Raw genomic sequence first — 14,792 nt, 5'->3', positions numbered from 1 at the left:
GGTACATCCCGTACCGGCTCGATTACAACTTAGCTAGCTCTTTACTTAGCGATCGACAGACCAAACTCTAGGCTTGCATCTTGAATCCACAACCATAGGTAGTCAGAGAAGCTACGGCGAACAACCAACTCGAACTTATCTTCTTCAAGGCGACGAATGATCGCGCCACTTTTCGCAAATACGGTTGACACAACTTTGCCAACTGGGAATTCCTTCAAGTGAACATCAATCGGCGTCGACTTTTTCAGAACATCAACAGCATGAGTACCAGAGAGCTCCAGAATCGTTGAACCGCCGCTACCGTTAACCAGAGAGTAATGACCCTTCATTTGCTCACGAAACGCTGATTCCACGTCAAATGCTGCTAGTCCTGGAACCGTAATCAACCATTCATCCGGCGCTAACCAACGAGCGGCAAAGTCGCCTTTCGACGTTGATGTCAACGGTTCAAGTGGTAGTGAGAAGCCAAGAATTGAAGACACTGTTTTGAGCATTTCTTCATTTTCTGGGTTGCATCGTAATGTTAGATGCCCCATCAACTTCACTTCTTTAAGAACCACACCTTGACGATCTGGTGGCATACTTGCCAATTTATCGAACTCTGCATGATGCAAAGGAGATTCACCGAAAATTTCTCCACCAGGAACCTGGTTCATTAGGTCAACCAATGGTTGTTTGTTTTCTTGTTCAATCAATGTTGTATCAGACATTTTGGCGCTCTCCCTTTGGATCCAAAAATACAGTGCTGCAGATTTCAGCTTCAATCACGGTACCGTCTACTTGTGGGTAGTAAACCTTTTCGCCCATGCGGTCCAGACCACCTTTTACAAAGCCCATCGCGATACTGCGATTCAGGTTTGCACTCCAGTAGCTAGACGTAATATGTCCAACCATTGGCACAGGAATCGGCGCATTTGGATCGAGAACACCTTGTGAACCTTCAGGAATAACGACATTCGGGTCGATGGTTTTCAAGCCAACCAGTTGTTTACGGTTTTCTCTTACACAGTCTTCACGTGCCATGCCTCGTTTACCGATAAAGCTGAATGGTTTGCTGTTCGCGACACACCATCCCATACCTAAATCGTAAGGGTGAACACTTCCGTCTGTATCCTGACCTGCGATAATGAAACCTTTTTCAGCACGCAAGATGTGCATAGTTTCAGTACCGTAAGGCGTGATGTCGTATTTCGCACCGTGTTCCATCAACTTCTTCCAAACGTGTAGTCCGTAGTTTGCCTGAACGTTGATTTCGAATGACAGTTCGCCAGTGAAAGAGATACGGAAGATACGCGCTGGTACACCAGCAACCGTAGCTTGTTTCCAGTCCATAAACGCGAAGTTATCTTTGCTTAGATCGCAATCTGTCAGCTCTTGAAGCAGCTTGCGGCTGTTTGGACCTGAAATTGTTGCTGTCGCCCAGTGATCGGTAACCGAAGTAAAGTACACTTCCAGTTCCGGCCATTCTGTTTGATGGTAAAGCTCAAGCCACTCAAGTACGCGTGCAGCACCGCCAGTTGTGGTAGTCATTAAGAAGTGGTTTTCGCCAAGACATGACGTTACACCATCGTCGAACACCATACCGTCTTCGCCACACATCAAGCCGTAGCGACATTTACAAACTGGCAGTTTTGCCCAAGCGTTGCTGTAAATACGGCCTAAGAATTCACGCGCGTCTTTACCTTGAATATCGATCTTACCAAGTGTTGATGCGTCCAGAATGCCGACAGAGTTACGTACTGCGAGACACTCACGGTCGAGAGCTTGTTGCATGGTCTCTGCCGCTTTAGGGAAGTACCATGGACGTTTCCATTGACCAACATCTTCAAACAATGCGCCATTGTCTAAGTGCCACTGATGCATTGCGGTGTAACGTTTAGGGTCAAACAACTCTTTACAGTTACGTCCCGCAATCGCGCCAAAGGTAACCGGGGTGTAGTTTGGACGGAAAATCGTCGTACCTGTTTCTGGAATTGACTTGTTCAGCGCGTTAGCGGCGATAGCCATACCGTTAATGTTACCTAGCTTACCTTGGTCAGTACCAAAGCCCATCGCTGTGTAACGTTTAACGTGTTCGATTGACTCAAAACCTTCACGACACGCAAGTTCAATACCAGCCGCTGTTACATCGTTTTGGAAATCCACAAACTGTTTCGGTGCTTTCGACGTCTTTTTAGGGTGCGGAATATGGAACAATGCCATTGGTTTCGCGACTGGTAACTCATTAGTCTTTGGAAGCGTAACATCCACTGCACTCAGACCTAGTTCTTGAATCGCTTTATTACCCGCTTCAATACCCTCTTGCATCGCACCTTTAGTGGTGAAATTGCCGTTAATCGCACCTGCAATCAATTGCTTCTGTTTTGTTTCACCTGGAACAAAACCGATAACTTCTTCGTTCCATACTGGACGGCTGCCAGTGTGACAAGATAGGTGCACTGCTGGGCTGTAGCCGCCAGATGTTGCAACCGTATCTACTTGAATTGTCTCGCTTGAGCCTTCAACTTTCTTACCGCTCGCATCGAGTTTGTTAATACGTACACCAGTCACACGCTTGCTTCCCAGCGCTTCAACAACCGCAGAACCTTTAATGACACGGATTCCCGCTTTAATCACGCTCTGGATGATTGCACTGTCCGCATTTGCTCGGGTATCAACAACCGCTTTAACTTCACGACCTGCGCTATGCCAATCCAATGCTGTCTGGTAGCCACTGTCGTTCGTCGTCATAACCACAAGGCTTTGACCTGGTACCACTGAGTAGCGGTTGATGTATGTAGATACTGCGCTACAAAGCATGCTGCCTGGTAAATCGTTGTTACCAAATACAAGTGGACGCTCGTGAGAGCCTGATGCCAACACTACCCATTTCGCACGAACGCGATGCAAACGCTGGCGAGCAGTATGCTTAGGCGCAAGATCCGTCAGGTGATCAGTACAACGCTCGTGGATAGTTAAGAAGTTATGGTCATGGTAGCCGTTCACAGTTGAGCGAGGTAGTAACTTCACTTCCGGACATGCTTCCAGCTCAGCCAGAACCTCTTGCACCCACTGAGTCGCTGGTCGGTTATCTACTTGTTCTTTAGTGTTTAGTAGGTTGCCGCCCATCTCACTTTGTTCGTCTGCAAGAATTACGCGAGCACCGCTGCGTGCTGCTGTCAATGCAGCCATTAGACCTGCAGGGCCTGCGCCAACAACTAAAACGTCGCAGTGTTGGTTGATGTTTTCGTAACGGTCTGGATCGTTCTCTAGTGGTGAGCGACCTAATCCCGCAGCGCTACGAATGTATTTTTCGTAGGTTTCCCACATTGATTTTGGGTACATGAAGGTTTTGTAGTAAAAGCCTGGAGGCATCATGCCGCCGCCGACTTTACCTAAAACGCCCATTACATCTTTATCAACATTCGGCCAGCCATTGGTTGACTGACAAACAAGACCATCGTAAAGCTCTTGCTGAGTCGCACGAATGTTAGGAACCTGCGTCGCTTCTGTCGCACCAAGCTGGAAGATTGCATTTGGCTCTTCAGCACCTGCTGCGATGATGCCGCGAGGACGACTGTATTTAAAACTACGGCCAACAACATCAACACCATTTGCCAATAGCGCTGAAGCCAGTGTGTCACCCGCGTAGCCTGGGTACGACTTACCATTGAATTCAAAATTGATTGACTTCGACTGGTCAACTCGACTTTGTGATGAAATACGATTTACTTGTGTCATCCTTAACACTCCTTACTCTGCAGCCAGTGAAGGTTGCTCTCCAATCTTGTAGACTTCTTTAATTTCGTAAGTCTGTGTATCACGCGTCATATTGAAAAACTTGCGACACCCCGCTGAGTGCACCCACATTTCGTGGTGAAGGCCTCTTGGGTTCTTACGGAAGAATAGGTATTGGCCCCATTCTTCATCTGTGCAGCTGTCCGCATCGACTGGACGTGTAATGTGAGCCTGACCTTTTGGGTGGAACTCTTCTTCTTCGCGATACTCACAGCAGTGAGGGCAATAAATCAGAAACATAATTCTTCTCCTGTTAGTGCGCTACGCCCGCAGCACCGTGTTCGTCGATCAATGCACCATTGTTGAAGCGGAACATTGAGAAAGGTTTAGCCAGTTCATGCATTTCGCCTTTAGCCAAGCTGGCTGCGAATACGTTGCCTGACCCTGGAGTCGCTTTAAATCCACCCGTACCCCAACCACAGTTGAAGAATAAGTTTTCAACTGGTGTTTTGGTCATGATTGGACAAGCGTCCGCTGTTGTATCAACAATGCCACCCCACTGACGGTTCATTCGTACACGGGAGAAGATTGGGAACATTTCAACAATCGCTTGTACGGTATGCTCGATGGTTGAGTAAGAACCGCGCTGACCGTAACCGTTGTAGCCATCGATACCTGCACCGATAACTAAGTCACCCTTATCGGATTGGCTGACGTAACCGTGTACGTGGTTCGACATCACAACGGTGTCTAGAATTGGTTTAATTGGCTCTGATACTAATGCTTGCAGAGGGTGAGACTCTAATGGCATTTCGAAGCCAGCCATTTTCGCTAGCACGCCTGAGTTACCTGCAACCACACAACCCACTTTGTCAGCCATGATGTTGCCGTAACGGTTCGTTTTCACACCAACAATCGCGCCATCTTCGATGATCATGTCGACCACTTCAGTTTGCTGAATCAGATCAACACCCATGCTGTCTGCTCCGCGAGCAAAGCCCCATGCAACGGCATCGTGACGCGCAACACCAGCATTTGCTTGCCATGACGCACCAAGGATTGGGTAACGAGTATTCGCAGAACAATCCATATGCGGAACGAGTTCTTTAACCTGTTGTGTATCAAGTACTTCACCTTGGATACCGTTCAGACGGTTTGCTGCAACACGACGTTCGATATCGCGCATGTCTTGCAGCGTGTGTCCCAGGTTGAGACAGCCACGACGAGAGAACATCACGTTGTAGTTCAGGTCTTGTGATAAGCCATCCCATAATTTCAGCGAGTGTTCATATAGAAATGCAGCTTCATCCCACAAGTAGTTAGAACGAACGATGGTTGTATTACGCGCGGTATTACCACCACCTAAATAACCTTTTTCAATGACAGCAACGTTAGTAATGCCATGTTCTTTTGCCAAGTAGTAAGCGGTCGCTAATCCATGACCACCGCCACCAATAATAATGACGTCATACTTTTTCTTAGGCGTAGGATTGCGCCAGACACTTTGCCAATTTTCGTGATGGGAAAGAGAGTGTTTAAGTAGACCAAAACCTGAATAATGCTGCATTTGTCTATTCCTTCATTTCAGCTAAAGTCAAATACCGTTTTCTATTGGTATGCAGGGAAATCACGGCATAGTGACTGCACTTTGCTTCCTACGACTTCAATCGTGCTTGCCAGCGCTTGCGGGTCATCAAGGACATCAAGAATGTCTGAGATCCAACCTGCTAGCATTTCACATTCCGCTTCACCGAAACCACGCGTTGTAATCACTGGCGTACCAATGCGCAGGCCTGAAGTAACGAATGGAGATTGTGGGTCGTCCGGTACAGCATTTTTGTTTACGGTGATACCCGCCATGCCAAGTGCTGCGTCTGCCGCTTTACCTGTCAATTTCTGACGGATTAGGCTCAACAGGAATAAGTGATTGTCTGTACCACCCGATACAACGTCGAAACCACGCTCGATAAATACTTTCGCCATTACCTGAGCATTAGCCACAACTTGTTTCTGGTATTCAGCGAATTCTGGCTCTAACGCCTCTTTAAACGCTACTGCTTTTGCCGCAATCACGTGCATTAGAGGGCCACCCTGACCACCAGGGAAAACAGCAGAGTTGATCTTTTTCTCTAGTTCAGCGTCGCGAGAAACAATCAAACCACCGCGTGGACCGCGTAGCGTTTTGTGTGTTGTGGTTGCTACAACATCCGCGAAAGGTACTGGGGTTGGATAAACACCAGCTGCAACTAATCCCGCTACGTGCGCCATATCAACGAATAGGTAAGCGCCAACTTTGTCCGCGATATCGCGGAAGCGTTGCCAGTCAACGACACGTGAGTATGCTGAGAAACCAGCAACGATCATTTTAGGCTTGTGCTCAAGAGCTAGTTGTTCAACTTGTTCGTAGTCGATTTCACCCGTTTCAGCGTTTAGACCGTATTGAACAGCGTTGTAAATTTTGCCTGAAAAGTTAACGTGCGAACCGTGAGTCAAGTGACCACCGTGAGCAAGGCTCATGCCTAGTACTGTGTCACCTGGTTCACAAAGAGCCATGTACACGGCAGCGTTTGCTTGTGACCCTGAGTGTGGTTGTACGTTCGCGTATTCCGCACCGAACAGTTGTTTTGCACGTTCAATCGCCAATACTTCTACTTCATCAACGAATTTACAGCCACCGTAGTATCTTTTTGCCGGGTAACCCTCAGCGTATTTATTGGTTAGTTTACTACCTTGAGCTTGCATCACTCGTGGGCTGGTGTAGTTTTCAGAAGCAATCAGCTCAATGTGGTCTTCTTGTCTCTGTTCTTCTTTTACAATCGCCGACCATAGTTCACTGTCGTACGCTTCGATGTTTTGAGTAGTGTTAAACATATCTTCTCCTTGATACTGGAATCTCGCTTCCCTGTTTAGGCATCAGGTTTGCCGCACGACATTGAATTCAAAATCGTTACAATGAAAACCTAATCGACAACTCAATAGTAATTAATTCGTAATATTGCGCTTGCGTAAATACGACAAAATCTGCGGATTTGCGACATCATTTAATTTATTTTTAAATAAAAAAAGCAGAGCTTGCGCTCTGCCAAAATCCCGATAAAAATCAATGACTATTTGTATATACACCTCCTTGTCCATATTCCAAAATATCATTATTAATGCATTTATTAACAATGATATTTAGAGCGCAGGGCTTCAGTCCTTAATTCAAATAAATGAGCGCAATAAATTTTATAAAATAAATTTATAACCACTTATTGTTTGAATTAAGCACTGAAATTAAGGTAATAATTTTCTGCTAATTGATTAGCATTCGATAACAACGTTTCCGTTAGGAACACTACAGCAAGAAAGAATGTAGCCGTCTGCGACATCTTCATCAGTGATACCACCGTTGTGGCTCATTTCAACATCACCACTGACTTTCTTAACTTTACATGTACCGCAAATACCCATACCACAAGCTTTTGGAATAGTAAGCCCTGCTTTAGCTGCGGCAGCATGGACGGTTTCACCCGGCGCAACCTGAACTTGCTTGTCGCTTTCGGTAAACATGACTTCGATTAAATCGCTTTCAGTCAATAGTTCCGCTTCTTCTGCTGCAATTTCAGCATCTTGAACCGCTTGTTCTTCTACGCCTGCAGGAGCCTCACCAAATGCTTCTTCATGGTAGTGCTCCATGTTGAAACCTAGTTTGACAAGGATAGATTTTACCGCGCGCATGTATGGCGTTGGACCACAACAGAAAATCTCACGTTCATGCAGATCTGGCGTGATCATTAATAGTTTGATGTCATCTAAATACCCACGGTATCCCGACCAGTTTTGTCCTGACTCCAAACGCTCACAAATCAGATGCAAGTGAAAGTTGGAGATGCGAGATGACATAAATTCAAGCTCACGGTGGAAGATGATGTCGCGTGGCGTTCGAGCACTGTGCACGAAAGTCACATCAACGTCGCTATTGGTATCATAAATCCAGCGAGCCATAGACATGAGTGGCGTTACACCTACCCCACCAGATAGCAGAAGTACTTTCTCTGCCGGGAAGTCAATGCTATTGAATGCCCCAACTGGTCCATGAACGGCCAGTTCAGAACCTTCTTCCAGGTTGTCGTGGATCCAGTTAGACACAAATCCACCCGGAACACGTTTTACCGTGATCGAAAAACTGTAAGGGACTGAAGGCGAACTCGAAATGGTATAAGAGCGGAAAACTTGCTCACCTTCGATTTCAAGCTCAAGCGTGACAAATTGGCCAGGCTTAAAGAAAAACATGGTCGGCTGTTCAGCCATAAAACAAAAAGTTTTGGTGTCCCAAGTTTCTTGAATGGTTTTTACGCAACGAACTGCGTGACGACCGTTATCCCAAATTTGAGTTTCAACAGGTATAAAAGAGCCACTGGTGGCTAGAGAGTTCATTGGGGTATTCATATCCGGCTTCTCCGCAACGGTGTATTTGGTGGATTCCCTCCATGGGTTGTGCTTATTTTGGGTATTATTGACTATTCGAGTTATCCATTAACGACACGGAGTTATCCAAAACGGTCACGTAAGGGAAAATAGTTTATTGCGTGTCTCAAATAGGCTCACTCAATGTCGCATTTAGACCACTTCTTAACATGCCAATAATGGCAGGATATCTGCGAGCCAAACATTTACCCACTTTTAGTAAGGCTGTTGGCCAAAAACGCATGGAAGCCCCCTAGTAGGGCGTATCGTCCACATTTTCTAGAAGAAGATAGACAATGACACAAAACGATATTCTCAACATCAGTTACTCGAGCTTAGAAGTAGCACGAGCAGAAATGAAAAAAATGCTCGAAGAGCGTCGTATTAATTATTCACTACCACGTCCGTTATATAACGATCCACTTCTATTCAAAATTGATGTCGAAGAGATCTTTCAGAAGGAATGGTTATTCGTTGGCATGACGAGTGAAATACCGTCAAAAGGTGACTACTTTACGGTAGAGATCGCGCAAAGCCCTGTCCTTATCGTCCGCGACGCTGATGGACAAGTCAACGCGTTCCACAATACGTGTCGTCACCGCGGCTCTCGTATTTGCTTGGAACACAGAGGGAAAGTGGCCAACTTAGTTTGTCCTTATCACCAGTGGACATACGATACGAAAGGTAACTTGCTATTCGCTGGCACTGAGATGGGCGATGAGTTTGATATGCAGAAGCACAAACTTAAACCTGTTCACTGCAAGACGGCGGGTGGCTTTATCTTTATCTGCCTTGGTGAACAACCACCAGAATCAGATTTTGATGAGTTCCTGGCGACACTTGAAGAATACATGGAACCGTACGACGTTGAGAACACCAAGCTTGCCGTTGAATCAAACATGTATGAAAAAGCGAACTGGAAACTTGTTCTAGAAAACAACCGTGAATGTTATCACTGCAGCGGTAGCCACCCAGAACTGCTAAACACACTTCTTGAGTGGGATGACACGAACGATCCACGTGCTCCAAAAGAATTCTTAGACTACTACGAGCGTATGGCTGCAGAGTGGGATGCAGAATCCATCCCGCACGAGCATAAAAAATATGGTCGCAGAAACCGCCTGGTACGTATGCCTTTGAAAGAAGGGACGTCTGTAATGACCATCGATGGGTCGGCTGGATCGAAGAAAATGCTGGGTCGCATCAAGAATGATAAGTTAGGATCTTTGCGTATTTTGCACCTTCCTAACTCGTGGAACCACATGCAAAGTGATCACTTTATCGTATTCCGCGTGCTGCCAATCTCAGCGCAAGAATCGATGGTAACGACTAAGTGGTTTGTTCACAAAGATGCGATTGAAGGTGTGGATTACGATCCAGAAAACCTACGTCGTGTTTGGGACGCAACAAACGAACAAGACCGTCGACTTGGCGAAGAGAACCAACGTGGTATCAACTCGCTAAGTTACGAGCCAGGACCTTACTCGGAAACCTTTGAGTTTGGTGTTATTGATTTCATCAACTGGTACGCAGAACGAATCCAGGAAAAGTTGTAATCTACAATACTTGTCTATACCGTGCTCCATAACCCAAGCCCCATCTCACGATGGGGCTTTTTTATACTATTACCTCTCCTGAACTGAATTAAAAGTGCTCAGGAGTTCGAGCGACTTAAACCAGTTCTTTGATGATTTTCTCTAGTTTATCCAAGCCTTCGCTTAGTATTTCAGATTCGATGGTCAGTGCTGGAAGTAGACGAATTACGTTCGCTTTTACGCCACAAGAAAGCAATATCACACCATTCTCTTGCGCCTTGCTAATGATTGCCTTAGTAAGATCTTGTAGTGGCTTGCCAGATTCTGGATCAGTGAACTCGATTGCCATCATCGCGCCAATCGTACGTACCTGACCGATTTGTGGAACCGTCTCTTGTAGCTTGGTCATACGTGCATTAACAACTTCACCAATACCGATCGCTTTTGCACACAACTGCTCTTCTTCAATGATCTTTAACACTTCTAGACCAGCAACACAGCCCATCGGAGAGCCAGCATAAGTACCACCAAGGCCCCCTGCTGGTGCTGAGTCCATAACGTCAGCTTTACCAACCACGGCTGAAATTGGGAAGCCACCAGCAATGCCTTTTGCCATGGTCACCATGTCTGGTTCGATACCCAAGTACTCAGTTGCAAACATTTTACCAGTACGTGCAAAGCCCGCTTGGATTTCATCTGCAATCAACATGATTCCATATTTATCACAAATATCACGTAAGCCTTGTGCGAAGGCAACTGGCGCTTGGTAGAATCCGCCTTCACCTTGTACTGGTTCGAAGATGATCGCCGCAACACGTGCTGCTTCGATATCACAAGCAAATAGGTCCTCAAGTGCTTGCAAGCTCTGTTCTACAGATACACCGTGGAACTCGTTCGGGTACGGTGCATGGAAAACTTCGCCAGGGAACGGACCAAAACTCGCTTTGTACGGCGCAACTTTACCCGTCAGAGCCATCGTCAGGTTAGTACGACCATGGAAAGCACCTTTGAATGCAATCACGCCGCTACGACCAGTGTGTGCACGAGCCACTTTTACCGCGTTTTCCACGGCTTCTGCGCCTGTAGTCAGGAAAATCGCTTTCTTTTCTGAGTCGCCCGGTGCGATTTGAGTTAACTTCTCTGCCAACTCAACAAACGATTCATAAGGTGTCACCAAAGCGCAGGTATGAGAAAAGTTATCTAACTGTGCTTTTACTGCCTCAGTAATACGCTTGTTGGCGTGACCCGTATTGTTTACCGCAATACCCGCCGCAAAATCGATATATCTATTGCCTTCCACATCCCAGATTAGGGCGTTTTCAGCTTTGGCAACATACAGTGGGTAAAGTGCGCCCATACCGTTAGAAAATACCTGATTTCTTCTCTCGTGTAGTTGTTGGTTAGTCATTTTTGTATTCCTTGAGTTGTACATATACCTCCGCCAGGAATGATTCCCTTTGGCGACTTTAGTTTCTATTTATTGTTGTATGCGTTAGCTAAACGCGAAGAATCGTTAAGTAGGATCGCCTTTCACCACAAACACTGAACAGTGAGAATGGCGAACTATCTTTGCGGCATTAGAACCTAAGCAATATGAGCGAAAATTCGGATTTGCAGATGCCATAACAATGGCATCCACTTGAGAATATTTGGCTTGCAGCAACACTTCATCAAACACCACACCATTACGAACAATCGCTTTGCCACGATGTTGTTTTGGCACGTAGGTTTCTAACATCGTCTGCACACAATCAAAGGCACTTTGATGTTGAGCTGAAAAAGCACTTCCAGATGCTGTCGGTACCATACTGTGATGCACCCGCGCCTCATCGACATACAACATGTCTATGACACCTTGTTCGTCTATCAACTTAAGCGCCATGTCGACCTCTTTTTTCACTACATCAGGATACGAAAGGTCAACTGGCATTAGAATTCGCTTGAGGCTCATATTAATTTACTCCCATCACTGTGTTTGGTAACCACATCACCACTTCAGGGAACATCATGCACAGAATCAATACGCACAGCTTTAGAGCGATAAACGGAAGAATCGAGCGATAGATGTCCATCATACTGACGCCAGGAGGTGAAATTCCTTTCAGATAAAACAGCGCGAAACCATAAGGCGGCGTTTGCACTGCGATTTCAATGTTTAGGATCATCAAAATACCGAACCAGATCGGGTCATAACCCAGAGACACGACGATAGGCGTAAACAACGGCGCGCACATCAAAACGATGATCAATTCATCAATAATGAAGCCAAGCAGTAACATGATCACCTGCATTAAGATAATCACGCCCCAAGGAGGTAAGCCCAGATCCTCAGTGATTTGCGCCACCATATTTTGCACGCCACTTAACATGTGGAAGTTACTAAATAGTGACGCGCCTAAAATGATCCACATCGACACGCTGACCAGCATCGCAGTTTCAAACCCTGATGATTTGAACATCTCGAAACGGAATCGTTTAAAAACAATCGCAAGTATGATCGCGCCAACAACCCCGATCGCACCCGACTCTGTTGGCGTAGCAATACCAGTAATAATGCTGCCCAATACCGCCACGATCAGTAACAGAGAAAAAAGACCATCACGTGCCGTCGTGAATTTCTCTTTACCCGTCATTTTGCTTTCACTGCCCGTGCCTAGCGGTGCTTTTTTCGGATTAAGCTTGCAGCTAATGATCACGTAAGACATCAGCAAAACGATAGAGATAAGAGCTGGAATGATTGCTGCTAAGAACATACGACCGACCGAGTTTTGGGTCGTCGCTGCGTACATAATCATCGGTATGCTTGGTGGGATCAAAATTCCCAATCCACCACCAGCCATGATGACACCAAGAGCCAGCCTTTTATCATAGCCACGCTCGAGCATAGGTTTTAACGCAATGCTACCTGACGTCATGATCCCTGCTCCGATAATGCCGACCATAGCGCCAATCATGGAACATACCCCGATCACACTGACCGCAAGTGAGCCGCGAATACGCCCAATAACCATTTGACTGGCGTTAAACATCGCGTCGCCAATTCCGGAACGGGTCAGCAATTGTCCCATATAGATATACAGAGGAATGGCCAGCAGAATAAAACTAAAAAAGTTGCTCTCAATGGTTGTTGGAACCAGGTTGAAGATGCCTTCACCCCAAGTAAGGTAACCTATCCCCATCGCAATTCCGCCCAAAGCAAGGCCGACTGGGGCACCTAGAGCAAAGGTAAATAGAATACAACCGACCAATAACAGCGTAAGAACTTCAATACTCATATGCCCTCCGCTGAGTCTACTAGTGTCTCTTTTTGTTCACGTTCTTCAGGAATTTGTTCGATAAGCGCTTTACCTGTTACCAGGTAGTAAAGGTCCTGAATAATGTCGCTGGTAAACTGCACGATAAACGCCCCACACGCGACGATCATCATCACCCAGAAATGTGCCATAGAAGGCGCCCACTCAGACTGGCGACGATAATTAAACTCGATAGCTTCTTCAAATTTGCCCAGTGCCATCATTAAAACCACACAGAGAAAGAATATGGCCAATGAATAAGACACAAGATTAAATAACGAACGGACACGCTTAGATACCGACAGGTACAGCACATCCACATTAATATGAGCTTTATTTTGTTGAGCCAGTGCCCCACCCAACGCCGCTATATACCCGAATAAGAAAAGTGAAACGTCATACGCCCAAATAGTTGGACTGCCGAGCACATAACGAGAAAAGACTTCGAAGGCAACGGTAGCAGCGAGAACAGGCATTAAGATGGAGGCAGAAAGGCCAATCCAATAAATTATCTGATTAATACCGCGACAGTAGATTTTTAATACTCTAATCAACATAGACATCACCTATAACAATGTGAAAGAGATAGGGGGAAGGCATTTCCCCCTTAAATGCTGATTCAACCGGAGCGGTTCCCCCAGCGAAATCATCTAAAGTGCGTTATTGGGTGTCTTGAACGATCTTAATTAGGCGCTGGCTGTACTTGTCAGAATCTGCATATTCTTTCCAAAGTGAGCCTGCACTTTCGTTCCATTTTGCTTTGTCTTGCTCGCTCGGCTCAGGGCTCCACTTCATACCTTTCGCTTCCATTTCAGCGATAGCTTGTGATTCCCAAAGACGAGATTTAGTCATCTGCTCACGGGCATGAACCGCACTTGCTGCTCGAACAATCGCTTTCAAATCATCCGATAGTTTGTTCCATGCTCCCTTGTTAACCACAATCGGTAAAGTTTGCGCGCCAGCAATTGGTAGGCGGTACATGTATTTCGCTACTTCAACGTGGTTACCGTCACGGTGGTCAATAATATTACTGCCGATCGAGCCATCAATAACGCCCGTTGCTAAACTGGTGTAAATTTCGCTGTAAGAGAGTGACGCAGGCGATGCGCCCAAATTACGTAAGAATTTGCCGTATGCACCAGGAGCACGAATCTTCAGACCTTGAAAATCTTTAATAGAATTGATTGGTTCTTTCGTTAGGACATAAACGGGTAGCTGGATGTAAGGTTCAAGCCAAACTAGGTTTTGCTTGTCATATGCTTCTTCCAGGACTTCTCCCCAGCCTTTTTCATGAAACAGCGCGCTAAGTTCACCAACATCATCGGTCATACCTGGCAAACCAACTTCCACAACACCTGCTGGGAATTCACCAGCATGCATTGGCTGGAAAGGAGCGCCCATTGTTATCAAGCCTGATTTTACTGAGCCAAGAACACCCGTTTGCCCTACACCTTCACCTGAGTACATGACCTGAACAGAAATACGACCGTTTGACATCGCTTCAATGTTATCAGCAAAGTCTTTGTACACTTCACCGTATGCCGTACCACGTGGGTATAGGTTTACAAAACGCCAATTATGTTCAGCTGCAAACGCTTGAGGAACCGTGAATAAAGTGCTTGAAATTGCAAGAGAACAAGCAGCAACAATCTTTGCCAGGCTTCCTTTGTTCAGCTTTCCTAAGTTTTTAAACATAAACTTTCTCCTTGGATTATTTTTTGCTCTGACTCAGCCAGAAACAATGAGAAGTGACTCGTCACTCCTTGTTACAGTCACGTTAAGCATTGTTACGTTTTAA

At 46.0% G+C, this 14,792-nt stretch carries 12 protein-coding genes; 1 reads left to right on the top strand and 11 read right to left on the bottom strand.

From position 1 onward, the window contains the following. Window positions 1–41: 41 nt before the first annotated feature. From DBX26_RS24000 to DBX26_RS23975, 6 genes are all read right to left on the bottom strand, one after another. The gene (locus tag DBX26_RS24000) at window positions 42–710 is read right to left on the bottom strand and encodes a sarcosine oxidase subunit gamma (RefSeq protein WP_014234559.1); all 669 of its coding nucleotides are present in this window, start codon (window positions 708–710) and stop codon (window positions 42–44) included. Further along, complete coding sequence (locus tag DBX26_RS23995; protein WP_118121120.1) at window positions 703–3,720, bottom strand: sarcosine oxidase subunit alpha; 3,018 nt, start codon at window positions 3,718–3,720, stop codon at window positions 703–705. Before DBX26_RS23995 ends, DBX26_RS24000 begins: the two co-directional genes overlap by 8 nt. Window positions 3,721–3,732: 12 nt before the next feature. Further along, window positions 3,733–4,017, bottom strand: a complete 285-nt coding sequence (locus tag DBX26_RS23990) for a sarcosine oxidase subunit delta (protein WP_014234561.1) — start codon at window positions 4,015–4,017, stop codon at window positions 3,733–3,735. Window positions 4,018–4,030: 13 nt separating this feature from the next. Beyond that, window positions 4,031–5,284 (bottom strand): sarcosine oxidase subunit beta family protein, encoded by a 1,254-nt coding sequence (locus DBX26_RS23985; protein WP_118121119.1) that lies wholly within the window; start codon window positions 5,282–5,284, stop codon window positions 4,031–4,033. A 41-nt stretch (window positions 5,285–5,325) separates the two neighbouring features. After that, the gene (glyA, locus tag DBX26_RS23980) at window positions 5,326–6,588 is read right to left on the bottom strand and encodes a serine hydroxymethyltransferase (protein ID WP_118121118.1); all 1,263 of its coding nucleotides are present in this window, start codon (window positions 6,586–6,588) and stop codon (window positions 5,326–5,328) included. Window positions 6,589–7,020: 432 nt separating this feature from the next. Then, window positions 7,021–8,148, bottom strand: a complete 1,128-nt coding sequence (locus DBX26_RS23975) for a hybrid-cluster NAD(P)-dependent oxidoreductase (RefSeq protein WP_024372881.1) — start codon at window positions 8,146–8,148, stop codon at window positions 7,021–7,023. A 314-nt stretch (window positions 8,149–8,462) separates the two neighbouring features. Here DBX26_RS23975 and DBX26_RS23970 point away from each other — a divergent pair, with 314 nt between their 5' ends. After that, a complete protein-coding gene (locus DBX26_RS23970) occupies window positions 8,463–9,722 on the top strand; it encodes an SRPBCC family protein (protein WP_014234565.1) in 1,260 nt (419 codons plus the stop codon). A gap of 115 nt (window positions 9,723–9,837) precedes the next feature. On the opposite strand, the gene gabT is transcribed toward DBX26_RS23970, so the two are convergent. The 5 genes from gabT to DBX26_RS23945 form a co-directional block, all read right to left on the bottom strand. Then, window positions 9,838–11,109: a 4-aminobutyrate--2-oxoglutarate transaminase gene (gene gabT, locus DBX26_RS23965; RefSeq protein ID WP_014234566.1), complete on the bottom strand. Its 1,272-nt coding sequence runs from the start codon at window positions 11,107–11,109 to the stop codon at window positions 9,838–9,840. Between the two features lie 105 nt (window positions 11,110–11,214). Further along, window positions 11,215–11,652 (bottom strand): universal stress protein, encoded by a 438-nt coding sequence (locus tag DBX26_RS23960; protein WP_014234567.1) that lies wholly within the window; start codon window positions 11,650–11,652, stop codon window positions 11,215–11,217. Between the two features lies 1 nt (window position 11,653). Further along, entirely contained in the window at window positions 11,654–12,976 is a 1,323-nt protein-coding gene (locus DBX26_RS23955) for a TRAP transporter large permease subunit (RefSeq protein ID WP_020335226.1), read from the bottom strand. Next, on the bottom strand, window positions 12,973–13,551 hold the full coding sequence (locus DBX26_RS23950) for a TRAP transporter small permease subunit (protein WP_118121117.1): 579 nt from the start codon (window positions 13,549–13,551) through the stop codon (window positions 12,973–12,975). The genes DBX26_RS23955 and DBX26_RS23950 overlap by 4 nt, the downstream gene beginning before the upstream one ends. A 103-nt stretch (window positions 13,552–13,654) precedes the next feature. After that, a complete protein-coding gene (locus DBX26_RS23945) occupies window positions 13,655–14,689 on the bottom strand; it encodes a TRAP transporter substrate-binding protein (protein WP_118121116.1) in 1,035 nt (344 codons plus the stop codon). Between the last annotated feature and the right edge of the window lie 103 nt (window positions 14,690–14,792).

Origin of the sequence: Vibrio sp. dhg (genome assembly GCF_003443775.1) — a bacterium.
GTDB classification, from domain to species: Bacteria; Pseudomonadota; Gammaproteobacteria; order Enterobacterales; family Vibrionaceae; genus Vibrio; species Vibrio natriegens.
The sequence above is the reverse complement of the archived record's forward strand: the minus strand, read 5'-3'. Positions and strand labels throughout refer to the sequence as shown.